Annotated in this window: 17 protein-coding genes; 15 read left to right on the top strand and 2 right to left on the bottom strand. The window is 30.4% G+C overall.

Translation table 11 applies throughout. The features are described from left to right. The first annotated feature begins 230 nt into the window (after positions 1-230). The 9 genes from ACGHJ8_RS10220 to ACGHJ8_RS10180 all read left to right on the top strand — a co-directional run bounded on the left by ACGHJ8_RS10220 (position 231) and on the right by ACGHJ8_RS10180 (position 7,318). A complete protein-coding gene (locus ACGHJ8_RS10220; RefSeq protein ID WP_390540195.1) occupies positions 231-656 on the top strand; it encodes an RNA polymerase sigma factor in 426 nt (141 codons plus the stop codon). After that, the gene (locus ACGHJ8_RS10215; protein ID WP_390540193.1) at positions 646-891 is read left to right on the top strand and encodes a helix-turn-helix domain-containing protein; all 246 of its coding nucleotides are present in this window, start codon (positions 646-648) and stop codon (positions 889-891) included. Before ACGHJ8_RS10220 ends, ACGHJ8_RS10215 begins: the two co-directional genes overlap by 11 nt. Positions 892-1,303: 412 nt before the next feature. Further along, positions 1,304-1,507, top strand: coding sequence for an excisionase (locus ACGHJ8_RS10210; protein ID WP_021421702.1), 204 nt, complete (start codon positions 1,304-1,306; stop codon positions 1,505-1,507). 79 nt (positions 1,508-1,586) lie between these two features. Next, positions 1,587-2,783 (top strand): tyrosine-type recombinase/integrase, encoded by a 1,197-nt coding sequence (locus ACGHJ8_RS10205; protein ID WP_301947467.1) that lies wholly within the window; start codon positions 1,587-1,589, stop codon positions 2,781-2,783. A 392-nt stretch (positions 2,784-3,175) separates the two neighbouring features. Further along, entirely contained in the window at positions 3,176-3,709 is a 534-nt protein-coding gene (locus tag ACGHJ8_RS10200) for a VanZ family protein (protein ID WP_390540191.1), read from the top strand. Positions 3,710-3,879: 170 nt separating this feature from the next. Beyond that, positions 3,880-4,677 (top strand): glucose-1-phosphate thymidylyltransferase RfbA, encoded by a 798-nt coding sequence (gene rfbA / locus ACGHJ8_RS10195; protein ID WP_390540189.1) that lies wholly within the window; start codon positions 3,880-3,882, stop codon positions 4,675-4,677. Between the two features lie 97 nt (positions 4,678-4,774). Next, a complete protein-coding gene (gene rfbB, locus ACGHJ8_RS10190) occupies positions 4,775-5,809 on the top strand; it encodes a dTDP-glucose 4,6-dehydratase (protein WP_390540187.1) in 1,035 nt (344 codons plus the stop codon). Next, positions 5,809-6,138, top strand: a complete 330-nt coding sequence (locus ACGHJ8_RS10185) for an SDR family oxidoreductase (RefSeq protein ID WP_390540185.1) — start codon at positions 5,809-5,811, stop codon at positions 6,136-6,138. The genes rfbB and ACGHJ8_RS10185 overlap by 1 nt, the downstream gene beginning before the upstream one ends. Positions 6,139-6,427: 289 nt before the next feature. Then, positions 6,428-7,318: a hypothetical protein gene (locus ACGHJ8_RS10180; protein WP_390540183.1), complete on the top strand. Its 891-nt coding sequence runs from the start codon at positions 6,428-6,430 to the stop codon at positions 7,316-7,318. Between the two features lie 630 nt (positions 7,319-7,948). Here the strand turns inward: ACGHJ8_RS10180 and ACGHJ8_RS10175 are convergent. Continuing rightward, a complete protein-coding gene (locus tag ACGHJ8_RS10175) occupies positions 7,949-8,443 on the bottom strand; it encodes a transposase (protein ID WP_390540181.1) in 495 nt (164 codons plus the stop codon). Next, the gene (locus tag ACGHJ8_RS10170) at positions 8,433-8,921 is read right to left on the bottom strand and encodes a transposase (protein WP_390540179.1); all 489 of its coding nucleotides are present in this window, start codon (positions 8,919-8,921) and stop codon (positions 8,433-8,435) included. Before ACGHJ8_RS10170 ends, ACGHJ8_RS10175 begins: the two co-directional genes overlap by 11 nt. Positions 8,922-9,228: 307 nt before the next feature. On the opposite strand from ACGHJ8_RS10170, the gene ACGHJ8_RS10165 reads away from it, so the two are divergent. The 6 genes from ACGHJ8_RS10165 to ACGHJ8_RS10140 are packed head-to-tail and all read left to right on the top strand — an operon-like array spanning position 9,229 to position 15,904. Then, complete coding sequence (locus ACGHJ8_RS10165; RefSeq protein WP_390540177.1) at positions 9,229-10,575, top strand: exopolysaccharide biosynthesis polyprenyl glycosylphosphotransferase; 1,347 nt, start codon at positions 9,229-9,231, stop codon at positions 10,573-10,575. Positions 10,576-10,621: 46 nt separating this feature from the next. Then, positions 10,622-11,737, top strand: coding sequence for a non-hydrolyzing UDP-N-acetylglucosamine 2-epimerase (wecB, locus tag ACGHJ8_RS10160; protein ID WP_390540175.1), 1,116 nt, complete (start codon positions 10,622-10,624; stop codon positions 11,735-11,737). Further along, complete coding sequence (locus ACGHJ8_RS10155) at positions 11,730-12,470, top strand: WecB/TagA/CpsF family glycosyltransferase (protein WP_390540173.1); 741 nt, start codon at positions 11,730-11,732, stop codon at positions 12,468-12,470. Before wecB ends, ACGHJ8_RS10155 begins: the two co-directional genes overlap by 8 nt. A gap of 11 nt (positions 12,471-12,481) precedes the next feature. Then, positions 12,482-13,540, top strand: coding sequence for a glycosyltransferase (locus tag ACGHJ8_RS10150; RefSeq protein ID WP_390540171.1), 1,059 nt, complete (start codon positions 12,482-12,484; stop codon positions 13,538-13,540). Between the two features lie 37 nt (positions 13,541-13,577). Beyond that, on the top strand, positions 13,578-14,714 hold the full coding sequence (locus tag ACGHJ8_RS10145; RefSeq protein ID WP_390540169.1) for a glycosyltransferase: 1,137 nt from the start codon (positions 13,578-13,580) through the stop codon (positions 14,712-14,714). Between the two features lie 38 nt (positions 14,715-14,752). Continuing rightward, the gene (locus ACGHJ8_RS10140; RefSeq protein WP_390540167.1) at positions 14,753-15,904 is read left to right on the top strand and encodes a hypothetical protein; all 1,152 of its coding nucleotides are present in this window, start codon (positions 14,753-14,755) and stop codon (positions 15,902-15,904) included. Positions 15,905-15,980 lie beyond the last annotated feature (76 nt).

Below are 15,980 nucleotides of genomic sequence, written 5' to 3'. Positions count from 1 at the left end.
ATCCACGTTAAGGGAGTTTACAGCTATTTCCGTGTAGAATTTCCTCACTATCTGTCGATTATATTCACTAAAGCTCAACGAGGTTATTACAACTTCTTGGGCTTTTTTGTTTTTTCTGGATTTCTTTTTCAAACTTTGCCAGCTCGTACCCTCTCATTTGTATTAATGACGGAAAGGGGGAAGGAGCGGTTACAATCACCACCTTTTGACAAACGAAAGGAGGTGAAAATGTGAACAGACCCACTTCTCCAGAAGATGTACAGAAAGTCTTTGACTGTTACTGTAAGAAGATTTTGAAGAATGAAGCTATCAACATTCAAAAGCATTACCAGCATTTGAATGACGTACAGGTTTCCTTTTCAGAACTCACGCCAGAACAGCTTGCGGAACTCGCTACTTATGACGATTATTCCACGGACTATGACCTTTACAAAGTCATGGGCTACGACGTGAAAATCAAGAATGAGCTGTTGAGTGAAGCGTTGCAGGAACTTTCTGAAGAAGAACGCTTTATCTTGTTGCTCTACGGTTTAGGCTTCAACGACGGCGAGATTGCCGACCTGCTGAAAATTGTACGCCGTACAGTGAACTATAAGCGTCAAAGAGGATTTGAAAAAGTCAGAAAAAGAATGGAGGAAAAACAGCATGAAGAATAAAGCGGTACATAAAGGCAATGGCTTACTGCCTTACCCTGTTATCGTTTCAGCTTCACAGGGCGATATTCTGGCTATGAATGTTGTATTGTCCCATTACGAGCCTTATATTGCCCGCTTGTCCATGCGAACAAGCATTGACGAATACGGCAATCCTCATACCACCGTTGACGAGGATATGCGTAGCCGTCTGGAAGCAAAGCTGATTGAGCAGGTGCTTAATTTCAAAGTGGCGTAAATCTACGTCCCATTACAGAGTGACGCATTACCCCCTTTCCTGCGTCCTCTCTGGGATTTATACATCTTTCAAAGTCTATATAGCTTTGTATTTATATGGGCTTTGACAGGCGTATAAACAGCCGTTGTTGTTCTTTGACAAGTGAATAAAGCAGACAGATACGTTTGTGATACAGCGAGCCACGGGGACTGTACGCCATGACCTTTCCAAAAGAGAGCGAGCGACCCATGCAGTGATCCGAGAGTGACCGTTGGAAAAGTCGCTTTGCCACGACCTGTATTCACAGGATAATGATACGTCCCAGAGGTGGTTTTGCTCATAGGAATGAGATTGGTTGAGATACCAGCGGAGCTTTTCCAGAGCCGTCTGTCTGCTTCCAAAAGACACACAGTAAAGGGGGTGCTTATATATGATAAACAATACTGATGTGCCTATCTGGGAAAAATATACGTTGACTATCGAAGAAGCGTCAAAATACTTCCGTATCGGGGAAAAGAAACTGCGTAAGCTGGCAGAGGAAAATCTCGACGCTGGCTGGGTAATTGTGAACGGAAACCGTGTGCAGATTAAGCGAAAACAGTTTGAAAAAATCATTGATACATTGGACGAAATCTAATGTCAGCGAGCCGTAGATATGGTATAATAAAATATAGCGTATCAACGGCTCATTCCTTGACGGAAAGGAGCTTCGCACTATGTCTAATGTAAAAAGAAAAGACAATAAGGGACGCAATTTACGACTTGGAGAGAGCCAGAGAAAAGACGGAAGATACGTTTACAAATATACCGATATATACGGGAAACCACAGTTTAAGTATGCTTGGAAACTTGTTCCAACAGACAAGACACCTGCTGGGAAACGTGAAGATTTGTCGTTGAGAGAAAAAGAAAAGCAGATTAAGAAAGACCTTGCCGACGGTATCAATACCATAGGTGGGAAAATGACAGTCTGCCAGCTCTACGCAAAGAAGAACAGCCAGAGAAAAAATGTGAAACGCAATACAGAAAAAGGTCGCCAGTACCTTATGAAAATTCTGGAAAACGACCCTCTGGGTGCAAGGAGCATTGATACGGTGAAGCTATCGGACGGTAAGGAATGGGCTATGCGAATGTATGAGAATGGCTTTTCCTACAAGACGATTAGCAATTACAAGCGTTCTCTGAAAGCGTCATTCTATATGGCGATTGAGGACGACTGTATCAGAAAAAATCCTTTCAGCTTCAAATTGAGTGACGTTCTGGAAGATAATTCAGAACCTAAAGTCATTCTCACGCCAGAGCAGGAAGAAAAAATGCTTGCCTTTATGGAACAGGACAAGACGTACAGCAAGTATTATGATGAAGTGGTTATTCTTCTGGAAACAGGGCTTCGTATTTCTGAATTTTGCGGTCTGACAGTCCATATTGATATGGTGAACCGTATCATCAATGTAGACCACCAGCTATTGAAAGACAGCGAAATCGGCTACTACATTGAAACGCCTAAGACCAAAAAAGGAGAACGCCAGCTTCCAATGACAGAAAGAGCCTATCAAGCCTTTAAGCGAGTGTTACAGAACAGAGGAAAGGCAGAGCCTATCATCATAGGCGGTTACAGCAATTTCCTGTTCCTAAACCAAAAGGGCTTCCCTAAAGTGGCTGGAAACTATGAAAGTATGTTGCGTGGGCTTGTGAAGAAATACAACAAGACACATAAAGACCAGCTACCAAACATCACACCACACTCATTCAGACATACCTACTGCACGAACATGGCAAACAAAGGAATGAACCCGAACACCCTGCAATACATCATGGGACACGCAAACATCACCATGACATTAGGGTACTACGCACACGGTACTTTCAATTCAGCAAAAGCAGAACTTGAAAGGCTGGCTCTTGCTTCTTAAATCGGTGATTGTACTACTCATTTACTACTTTTGGTTGCATTTTCATGCTGGTAAATGCCAGCTTTTGCAATGTATCTTCCAAACAGAAAATGCCGATAAAGCCCTAAAATACAGGCTATACCGACATTTACCAGCTTATGAAAAGATAATCAGAAATTTAGTGAGTTTTTTTATGAAAAAAGACACCATAAAATAACTTTAAAGGTATATCTCAACCCTACGATTATTTAAATTATCAATACAAATAGCGTATGGAGAAAGCAATCATAGTAAAATTCAAAAGTTAATATTCAATTTGTATTTTAATTCTATAAGATTAAGAAATTCTTAAGAATAATTATCTTGATATTTATGATAAAGATAATTATAATGCTATCAAGATAGGAGGGGATATGATGAATCCCAAGGTAAAAGTCAGATTAAGAATTATTGCTATACTAACAACATTGATTTGGATGATTGTTATTTTTAGATTTTCAATGGATACAGGTGTGACATCACATGAATTAAGTGATTTTTGTGTACAGGTTTTTAATAAAGCTGTGTATCATTTTACTGGTAAAGATTTAACAATATCTATTACTCCAGAACATTATGCTTTGATAGAGCTGTTTTTTAGAAAATTAGCACATATGAGTATATATTTTATATTAAGTATTAATGTCATGATTGTTTTATTTACATTTAATATGAGTATGACATTAAGAATGTTCTTAACGGCTTTATTCTCTTTTGGATATGCATTAACTGATGAATTTCATCAAATGTTTGTTGATGGAAGAGGAGCTAGTTTTACAGACTGTTTAATTGATACAGGAGGAGCATTGTTAGGAATTTTAGCAGCCCTTGTGATTTATTGTATTATGTATACAATTATGACAAAGTATCAAAAACACAAAGGTTTAATCAAAGGAGCTTATGAATAGAGAATCACTTCAAGATGAGGTGATTTTTTTATTAAATATTGAAAGTTTTTGATAATCAAATTATACTTGAATTAAGAGAAAAAATGATGATATATGAATAATGAAGGTTAAGTAGCATGATGTGATTTTCATAAGGTTCTATATATCTTTGAAATTGGAGGGAAGTAGCTATGAAAGGGATTGTTATGGCCGGTGGAAATGGAAAAAGACTTTATCCTCTTACAAAAGGTGTAAACAAGCATTTGTTGCCAGTTTTTGATAAACCGATGATCTTTTATCCATTGAGTATTTTAATGAAAGCAAAAATTAAAGAAATTTTAATTATTTCAACACCTGAAAGTACACCGAAATTTGAAGAATTATTAGGAAGTGGACATCAATTTGGTATTGATTTACAATATAAAGTACAAGAATCTCCAAGAGGGTTGACTCAAGCTCTTTTATTAGGGGAAGAGTTCCTTAATGGTGATGGTTGTGCTCTTATTTTAGGCGATAATCTTTTTTATGGTCAGACATTAACTGAATATTTAGAAAGAGCCACATCAATTGTTTTAGGTGCTGTTGTTTTTGGATATCATGTTGAAAATCCTAAACGATTTGGAGTAATAGAGTTAAGCGATAATGGGGAGGCTATTTCTATTGAGGAAAAACCTAATTATCCTAAATCAAATTATGCAGTAACTGGATTATATTTTTATGATAATAAAGTTATAGAATATGCAAAGAATATTTGCCCTAGTGAAAGAGGAGAATTTGAAATAACAGATTTAAATAGAACATATCTGGATAATGGAGAATTAGAAGTGATTTTATTGGACGATAAGATTACATGGTTTGATATAGGCACACATAATTCATTAAATGAAGCAACAAATTTTGTGAAAAATATAGAGATGATTTTTCATGAAAACGTTGCATGTTTAGAAGAAATAGCATATTTAAATGGATGGATATCTAAAAAAATATAGTTATTTATCTTATATAACTTGAATAATTTTTTTAGTAGAAGTTTTAAATGTTATTAAAGAATTAAAATGATGAAATGTTAAAGATGAGAGATGAGATATGAAAATATTAGTCACAGGTGGAGCAGGATTTATTGGTGGTAACTTTGTTCATTATATGGTGAATAAATATCCAGAAGATATGATTGTCAATTTAGATTTATTAACTTATGCTGGTAACTTAGAAACATGTAAACCAGTAGAAGGAAAACCTAATTATAAGTTTATCAAAGGTGATATTGCTGATAGAAAGTTTATCTTTGATCTATTTGAAAAAGAAAAATTTGATGTTGTTGTCAACTTTGCAGCTGAGTCACATGTTGATAGAAGTATTGAAGATCCTGAAAGTTTTGTCAGAACAAATGTTATGGGAACAACAACATTATTAGATGCATGTAATCAATATGGAATCAAAAGATATCATCAGGTATCAACTGATGAAGTCTATGGTGATTTACCATTAGATAGACCAGACTTGTTCTTTACAGAAGAAACACCATTACATACATCTAGTCCATACAGTTCATCTAAAGCTGCTGCTGATTTATTTGTGTTAGCATATCATAGAACATATGGTTTACCTGTCACAATCAGCAGATGTTCTAATAACTATGGACCATATCATTTTCCAGAAAAACTTATTCCATTAATGATTTCAAGAGCATTAGCTGATGAATCATTACCAGTTTATGGAACAGGAGAAAATGTGAGAGATTGGTTACATGTTTATGATCATTGTGTGGCTATTGATTTAATCATTAGAAATGGAAGGGTTGGAGAAGTCTATAATGTAGGTGGACATAGTGAAAGAACAAATCTTCAGGTTGTTAAAACAATCTTAAAAACATTAGATAAACCAGAATCATTAATCAAGTATGTAGAAGATAGAAAAGGACATGATTTAAGATATGCGATTGATCCAACAAAACTGGAAACAGAATTAGGATGGAAACCAAAATATAACTTTGATACAGGAATCCAACAGACAATTCAATGGTATCTTGATAATAAAGAATGGTGGCATAACATTCTTTCAGGAGAATATCAAAACTATTTCCAAAAGATGTATGTTGATAAAGGTAGAGTAGAAGAGTAATGAAAGTATTGGTAACAGGTGTTAAAGGACAATTAGGATATGATATTGTTAATGAATGTCAAAAAAGAAATATCGAAGCAGTTGGTGTAGATGTAGAAGAAATGGATATTACTAATGCTAAACAAGTGGAAGAAGTCATTACAAGTGAGTATGATGCAGTCATTCACTGTGCAGCATGGACTGCTGTGGATAAAGCTGAAGATGAAGTGGAAATATGCCGTAAAGTTAACAAAGATGGTACAGAAAATATTGCAAAAATCTGTCAGCAATTAGATATTCATCTTATGTATTTTTCTACTGATTATGTTTTTGATGGCTTGGGTGAATGAACTGAAGTTAACTATAATGAAATCGTTAGATTTATTGAATATGATTAAGAAAACCATTATTTTTATTAGATATAATATTTTAATTTGCATTTTACATATTTTTTACTCACTGAATTAGTTCATGATATTGAATGGGAAAGAGTCAACTATTGTTTAATAGGGTTTTTTTCTTTGCATATTGTATTTAATTATATATTATTGATTTATATTGTTTAATTTTGTATAAATTTACAAATAATGTATTGAAATGTATAATAATGTATATAGAACTAAAGAAAAGGGGTATACAATGAGCGTTAGAAAAAAAGTAGGGTATTATACACTACAATTTAAAGATGATGAAGATTATATTTTTAATAAAGATGAGTTTGAAAAATTTTTGGTTTTTTTGAGTCAAAGAAATGCGAGTGAACAAATATTCAAATATGAAAAAAATAATAAGGCAATATCAATCGAAAAAATAGAAAAGAAAAATCATAAAGATATATTTTATTATGAAGTTATTTTTAAATCATGTAAGTATAACTATAATCCTGATTATATGTCTAGTGAAACAGGTATGGAAAGAGAATCAGATAAAAGATTAGAAGAGGGTGATAAAGAATTAACTCATACTGTGATGTATTTAGGAGATGAGGAATGCTATCTACTAAAAGAAGAAGGGTCACGAGGTGTTAGTATTAGTAATATAAAAATGTATTTTCAAGATAGAATTGATAATTTTAAATCTCTGAATGAATATTCAATTAATGGAGCATTGGTTTATAATACGATTGTTTCGGATGATTTTTTAGACATGTTAGAAAATACAAGAAGAATCATTTCATTTGATGTAACCATTGATAAAAAAATGTTGGGAAGTTCATTTTTGAATGCATCTATGATGAGCGAAGAATCTATTAGAAAAGAAGCGATTATTTCAATGAAATCGGTGAAAAAACAAAGCATTCCCAAAAAATGTATACAGGAAATCTATGATAAATTAACTGGAAATAGAATTGAAAGAATTAAAGTTCAAGCTAAAGATATTGATAATAATAATATCATATTAGATTCTTTAAATTTGAATATGAAAAAGTATGTTTATGTTGAAAAAAATCAAAGAGGTATGATAATATCAAGTCTTATTCTGGCTGAGTTAAGAGATTTATTGTATAGGTATGTAAAAAATGTTCAATAAAGCAAAATTCTATTTTGAATGGATATATATTATAAAATATTATTTTAAATCAATTAATAAACCGGTAAGACGATTTGAAATTTATATGCCATTATTTATTAGTGTTACATATGCGATTATATATTTGAAAAATAATCAATTGAAACTTGCTTTAGATAATTTTTCTTCAATTTTACCTAATGTTCTTTCGATATTAATCGGGTTTACGATTACAATATTAATGATAATGCCATCTATAACAGAAAAGATTGAAAAGATAAAAAAGAATAGGGATGATAAACTGAATCCATTTCTTCAATTATTAAGTCAATTTAGTTTCAATGTGTTTTCTGAACTTATTCTATTGTGTTTGATTTTTGTCTATATGTCTTTTAGTGGTTTTAAGATAAATATGTCAATTTATATTCTTTTTGCTTTCTTTATAATAGAATTGTTTTTACTGTTAAATATATTATTTTCAACAATTCGAGGTATAACAAATATTTTTTTGCTATTCTCATCACTAGAAAAAAAGAAATAAATGAATAAATAAAATATCATATCATAATATCTATTTTTTAAGTGTGTAGTTATTAAATATTATCAAAATATGTATTATGAATGGTAGATAAAATAATTTTTGATTGACCATCAAGCACAAGGTGAAAAATACGATTCAGATAATTCCAAAATTTTGGATAATTTTTCTGAATCTATAGGAAATGATTTTGTCATGTATTTTGAAATCTTTTCCATTATATGTGTACCTGTATATCTATGATTGAAGCGCCATTCCTGTTCATGCAGAAAGAGTGGCAGCGAACTTTTTGTAACACCGTGATATATCCCAACAATATTATTCTTGATATTTCCTGCAATGATATTTAGCCATTTGAGTCTGTGATCTGCTTCACTGTACACTATTTTCTCAGATTTTAATGTCAGTTCCTTTGATAATTCAGAAAATGTTGTCTTTCCATCTGTATTCAATACTCTTTCAGATGATATTATTGCTCTCATATGAAAGAACTTATGAATAAAGTTCTTATTGTCTACCGGAATGACTGAAAGCTTGATATATTTGGGATATTCATTTTCCTTGTCTGTTGATACTATCATGAATACTGGCTGCTGTTCAGTAGCCATTCCTGGGCTTTTCATCTGTTTTGGCACCAATATAGATGGTATCTGCTTCATAGTACATGCTATCCAGTATCTTTTCACTGTTTGATAATGTCATGAGAATACGACATTTTCTGCATAGCTTGAGTGCTGTCTTGTAGTTGACATCCAACTGTGAAGCCATTTCTACTGCGGAGCAGCCTTTATTTGCAGAAAAGAATAAATATAAACCCAATATGAGCTTGAAAAGTGGCAGCTTGTTATCTTGAAAGATAGTCCCTGCAAAAAGATAATGCTGATGACCACACTTGGCACATTCAAAAACATTTCTGTTTTCTAAGAAGTAATAATGAACACATCCACATTTTTCACAGTAGAAGCCCGTAGGCCATTTCATATTGAAGAAATAGCCAACACATGCTTTAGGATTATGACTGTATCTATTGATGATTTGCATCATAGAATCCTTTTTTGGTTTACGTTTATTTTTATTTATAGACATTATGATCACCTCATAAGCTATTATATCAAAAAAGAAAAAACAAAGATGTGATGAAACATATGTTTAACTCTGATTTTTAGGTGTTAAAATCATTTTTGTGATTTTTCTAAGTGATTTCACTAATCCTGTGACAGGTGGTCAATCAAAAAATAATTTATGGATAATAAGAAATTTAATGAAAATTGGAATATTTAAGTATAATAAAAATATTGACTTTTTGGTCATATTGCCATATTATGTTGAAGGGAAAAGGGAAAAATGATATACTAGTAATACCATGGTGGAAAAATAAAGGGAGAGGATATATATGAAAGAGAATTTTTTTGCATTATGTTTAATTGGTATTGAAACTGCTTTCTTTTATCTTCTCTATTTTTTTATGGATTTACCGTTATGTTTTTATGTACAATTATGCTTATTATGGATAATTATAATGTTTGCACAGGGGCATTATAAAGTTCAATCTACTCTTGTATGGGATGAAATTAGAAGTGATTTGAAAGCATTTGTTTATTTTATGTTGATTTCTATTGTTTTTGCATATCCAGAAACAAACTTCTATTTAAGAATATTGGGAGTAGGTTTTTTAATGGCTATATTTGCGATTTTTGTCAATAGAATGATACGTATTTTATTTAGAAAATGGCTTGCTAGAAAAACATTGATTATTGGTACAGGAACAGAAGCATATCGTATAGGACGTATCGCAAATAATAATCGATTTGCTCTTACAAATGTAGAAGGTTTTGTCAAGGTTGATGAGTCTATAGATGAAGAGTTAGAAGAAGATTTACAATATAAAATTTATGATTATTATGAATTAAATGGTTTATTAGATAATAACCCAATAGATCAAGTTATTATAGCATTGCCAGATGCTTCGCAAGAAGAGATAGATGTTATCTCTAGACAATTGTTTGATAAAGTTCAATATGTGAAAGTATTACCACAACTTAATTTTACTATGACATTTAATTCAAAAATTGATGACTTTGATGGTGAGTTATTGATCTCTACATCAAGAGGAAGATTAGGTGTTTTAGGTAAGGTTTTAAAAAGAATTATTGATATTTGTGCAGGAATATGTGGATGTTTGTTGCTTATTCCACTAACTATATATGTTTCTCGTAAGAACAAGAAAAATGGAGATACAGATCCGATATTCTTTAAGCAAAAGCGAATTGGTGAAAATGGACAGGATATATATATTTATAAATATCGTTCTATGATTCCTGATGCAGAAAAAGTGCTTGAAGAATTGATGAAGAAAGATCCGGCAATAAGGAAAGAATATTTGACCAATAAAAAGTTGGTTAATGATCCACGTATTACTGAAGTAGGACATTTTTTAAGAAGAACATCCTTAGATGAATTTCCACAGTTTATTAATGTCCTTAAGGGAGATATGAGCTTGGTTGGACCTAGACCATATTTGCCTAGAGAAAAAGATGATATGGATATTTATTATAATTCTATTATCAGATGTAAGCCTGGTATAACAGGTATGTGGCAAGCCAATGGAAGAAGTGATGTTGGCTTTATTGATAGGTGTAAATTGGATGATTATTATTATAGAAACTGGAGTATTGGTTTAGATATAATAATTATCTACAAAACGATTAAAAGTGTTATTTATGGAAAAGGTGCATTATAACGTATCTATTTCGTAAAGTATATTCATTTAGGAAAGGGAGATTATTTTGAAAAAAGTAATGTTAGTGTTTGGTACACGTCCAGAAGCAATAAAGATGTGTCCATTGGTTAATGAATTGAAAAAGCAGACAGAAATCGAAACAATTGTATGTGTAACAGGACAGCATCGTCAAATGCTTGATCAAGTATTAAAGGCATTTAATGTGGAGCCTGATTATGATTTGTCTATTATGAAAGATAAACAAACTTTATTTGATGTTACAACAAATATTTTGAATAAAATCAAAGATGTTCTAGAAGAAACAAAACCAGATATAGTTTTAGTTCATGGGGATACTTCTACAACATTTGTTACAGCATTAGCATGCTATTATTTGCAGATACCAGTTGGACATGTGGAAGCAGGGCTTAGAACATATGATATTTATTCTCCTTATCCTGAGGAATTTAATAGGCAAGCTGTAGGCATTATAGCTAAATATCACTTTGCTCCTACTGAAATGAGTAAAAATAACTTATTAAGAGAAGGTAAAAAAGAAGAAGATATATATGTAACAGGTAATACAGCAATCGATGCTTTAAAAACAACAGTCAGAAAAGATTATACTCATCCAGAGTTAGTGTGGGCTTCGGATTCAAAATTGATCATGTTGACTGCACATAGAAGAGAAAATTTAGGAGAACCAATGCATCATATGTTTAGAGCAATTAAACATATTGTTGATGAACATGAGGATGTTAAGGTAATTTATCCAATACACATGAATCCTGTCGTTCGCCAAGCAGCTAAAGAAGAATTAGGAGATTGCGATCGTGTACATATCATTGAACCTTTAGAAGTTCTAGATTTTCATAATTTTCTAGCTAGAAGCTACCTTATTCTCACTGATAGTGGTGGTATTCAGGAAGAAGCACCTTCTTTAGGAAAACCAGTACTTGTTATGCGAGACACAACAGAAAGACCAGAGGGAGTTAAAGCAGGAACACTTAAATTAGTTGGAACAGATGAAGCGGTTATATACACACATTTCAAACAATTAATAGAAGATAAAGAAGCTTATAAAAAAATGGCAAATGCCTCTAATCCATATGGTGATGGAACAGCTTGTAAACAAATTGTTGATATCTTACTATCTGAACAGCGAGGTGAAACAAATGTCTAGAATTAAGATTTTAGGTATAGATATTGATGTATTAACAGTTAAAGAAACTATCGATGAAGTAGAAAAATATATTATAAATAAAAAGCCACTTCATTTAATGGGAGTTAATGCTGATAAAATTAATTTATGTCAAACCAATCAACGTTTAAAAGATATTGTTAACAACTGTGTTATTATCAATGCTGATGGAGCTTCAGTTGTTTTGGCTAGTAAATATTTAAAAAGAACATTACCAGAACGTGTGGCAGGAATTGACTTAATGATGGATTTAGTAGCTTTATCAGAAGAAAAAGGTTATAGTATTTATCTTTTAGGTGCTAAAGAAGAAATTGTACATAAAACTGCAGATGTAATAAAGAATAAGCATCCAAAAATTGATATTGTTGGTGTTAGAAATGGATATTTTTCAGATGATGAATGGGATAACATTCAAAAAGATATTGATGAAAAAAATCCAGATATTGTATTTGTTGGAATTACATCACCAAAAAAAGAATATCTAGTAGATTACTTCCAAAAAAATGGAAGCATACCTGTATATATGGGTGTGGGTGGAAGTTTTGATGTTATTTCTGGAACATTAAAAAGAGCGCCATTGTGGATGCAAAAATGTAATTTAGAGTGGTTGTTTAGAGTATCACAAGAACCTAAGCGTTTATTTAAAAGATATTTTGTAGGAAACGGAAAATTTATTATTGATATTATTAGAGAAAAAAGCAGAGGCGTAGCATAATGAAGAATATTATGTATTTTAGTAGAACCATGGGAATCGGTGGTGCTGAAAATGTAGTAATGCAATTATGCGAAACTCAAAAAGATAATTTTGAAAAAATTATCGTTTGCTCGTCTGGTGGAGAGAGAGTTTCAGAATTACAAAATATGGGAATTAAACATTACTATATTCATGATATTGATAGTAAAAATCCATTTTATATGATTATTAATCTATTTAAGTTATGGTACATTATTGTCCATGAAAAAATTGATATTATCCATACACATCACAGAATGGCAGCTTTTTACATAAAATTACTAAGTTATGTTCATCATTTCAAAAATATTTATACTGCGCATAATGTATTTACAAACAAGAAAAAACTAACATACTTTTCAATAAATAACATACCTATTATAGCTGTAGGACAATCGGTGAAAAATAATTTAATAGAATATTTTGGTATAAACGAAAAAAATATAGAGGTTATTTATAATACAACGCTTGATGATGATCAAGAAATTACAATAGAACCTTTAATGAAAGAAATAAAGGATAATAATGGAATTATTATTAGTAACATCGGTCGACTTTCTGAACAAAAAGGTCAAATATACTTTATAGAAGCTGCGAAAAATGTTATTACACAATACAATAATGTGTACTTTTTTATAATAGGTTCAGGTGAAGATGAAGAAAAACTAAAGAAAAGAATTCAAGATTTAAATCTTGAAGATAAAATTTTTATGTTAGGTTATCGAAAGGATGTTAAATCTTTAATGAAACAGTCAGATATTATATGTCTTTCTTCATTATGGGAAGGACTACCACTAGTTCCAATTGAAGCTATATCATTAGGAAAAATTGTAGTTGCTACGGATGTTGGTGGTACTTGTGAAATCATTCAAGATGGATTCAATGGATATATATGCCAAAAACGAAGCTCTAAAGAATTATCTAATTGTATTATAAATGCTTTATTAAACAAATCTAATTGGACTATTATTTCAGAAAACTCAATTAACCTATTTAATGATAAATTTTCAGGACAGTCATTTATTAAGAAACATAATAGCATTTACTTATAACCTTTTATTACAAATTCTCGATATTTGGAGGTGTTCTATGGAAAAAATAAAAGTACTGCACTGTACAGGATTAAATATGGGTGGAATAGAAACCTTTATAACAAATATATATTCTAAAATATCAAATGAAGTAGTATTTGATTTTATTAACTATTATGATCCTGAAGAAGAGCAATATTATGAAGAATATGTTAAAGGATTAGGAAGTAAGGTATTTAAAACAGGAGCTTGGAATGAAAAAAACATTCTTAAAAAACATTTTTATAGAATGAAATCATTATACTCAGTTTTAAAAAAGAATGACTATAATGTTTTTCATATACATGCATCTGATAATATGTGGATTGAAGATGCTATAATTGCAAAAATATGTAAAGTGCCTAAAATTATTATTCATTCTCATTCTAATGGAATGCAAAAATTTACTAAACATTTTGGATTTAAGTCAATTTTTCATAATATGGTAAAACCTTTATGGTCTTTTTTTGCAACGGATTATTTCGCATGTTCAAAAGATGCTGGAGAATGGATGTTTACATCTAAGCAAATAAACTCTTCTAAATTTAGAATTATTAACAATGGAATAGATTTCTCAAAATTTGAATTTAATATTGATGATAGAAATTTAATTAGAGATAAACTTAATCTAAAAGATAAATTTGTTGTTGGTCAAGTAGGTAGATTAGCTCCAGAAAAAAATCATATGCTTAGCCTTAAAGTATTTAGAGAGTTAATTAAAGAAGACCAGAATAGATATCATTTTGTTATTATAGGGTCCGGAGTTAATTATTCTACTATTAATGAATATATCAAAAATAATGGTTTAAGTAATTATGTGACTATAATTGAAAGCAGTAATGAAATAAATAAATGGATGTCTGCTTTTGATTGTTTACTGTTTCCTTCGTTATTTGAAGGTTTAGGTATTGTAGCAATAGAAGCCCAAGCAAATGGCTTAAATATATTATGTTCGAATCACATACCAAAGGATGTTGATATAAGTAATTGTATTCAATTTCTAAGTATTGATAATGATAGTGATTATATTAATTGGTCAATAGCTATCAAAAACCTACCTAATCATTTTGATACTATTAGAGTTTATAAACCCAATTATACAAGTTTCAATATTTGTGACGTTGTCAAGGAGTTAATGCTATGCTATCAAAACTAAATTTAAAGGAATTGTTCCTTTTTATACTGTTTTTTTTCATGTTATTCAATAATTGTATTTCAGGTGTTTTATCCATATTTAATTATAGTGATGAAATCATAACTATTATTTTAGTATTATTAACAGTATATAAAGCCATAAAAAATAAAAATAATCTATTGAAGTTATTTTCAAAAAATTCAAATGAATTTAAAAGTATCATTTTCTTTTTAATATTTATTATAATTGGAATTATTTCTACTATTTTTTTAGAATATGATATACAAATAATACCGATTATAAAAGATATTTTTGCTTTTTCAAAATTCTTTATATGTTATTATTGCTCTTTGATTGTCTTTAATAAAGAAATAAATGCAACTTATCTAATTAAATTCTCAAAAATAGTAATTTTTATATTGTTTTTTCTTTCAATTATCTCACAATTCATTGATATAGGAATGACTCATGATGTGAGAATGGGAATAAAAAGTTTTAAATTCTTGTTTGTACATCCGACCTTTCTAGTATTTACCATGGTTATGCTATTTTGTTTAGTTCATTTATATAAATATTCTTTAAAATATGAATTAATGATTTTTTTTATAATATTTATGACCCAAAGAACAAAAGGGCTATTATTTGTAGTTGGTGTACTAGCACTAATATTTATTCTAAAATATTTCAAAAAGATTAAAATAAAACATATTGTAGTATTAGGTGGTTTAGTATTATTATTATCATTTAATAAAATTATGACTTATATTTCTGCTGCACAATTTTCTGCTAGACCACTATTATATATTACAGCATTTCAAATAATGTTTAACTACTTCCCACTAGGGACTGGTTTTTCTTCCTTTGGTACTTATACTTCAGCTGAATATTATTCCCCATTATATTATAAATACAATTTGTTTTATATCGAAGGATTAAGACCAACTTCCTTTGGATATATCGGTGATACATTTTGGCCTGGCTTAATAGGACAATTTGGTGCGTTTGGATGTATTTCATATATAACTAGTTTATTTTACATATTTCGATCTTCTATAGAAAATATTACTAATAATTCAAGAAAATATGAATCTATAATATACTTTTGGTTATATATAATCCTAGCATTATTCGTTGAAACCACTTTAACAAATGAATCTGGTGTATTTGTTGCTATTTTTTTAGTATTAATAAAGAAATTAAAAAATAGTTAGTAATTAATAATGTTAATGTAGAAAGTAAGATTGATGATATTACCAAACGGATAATAACATAACAATTAGGAGATGA

The organism is Massiliimicrobium timonense (assembly GCF_042850985.1).
In the GTDB taxonomy this organism is placed as follows: Bacteria; Bacillota_I; Bacilli_A; order Erysipelotrichales; family Coprobacillaceae; genus Allocoprobacillus.
The sequence above is the reverse complement of the archived record's forward strand: the minus strand, read 5'-3'. Positions and strand labels throughout refer to the sequence as shown.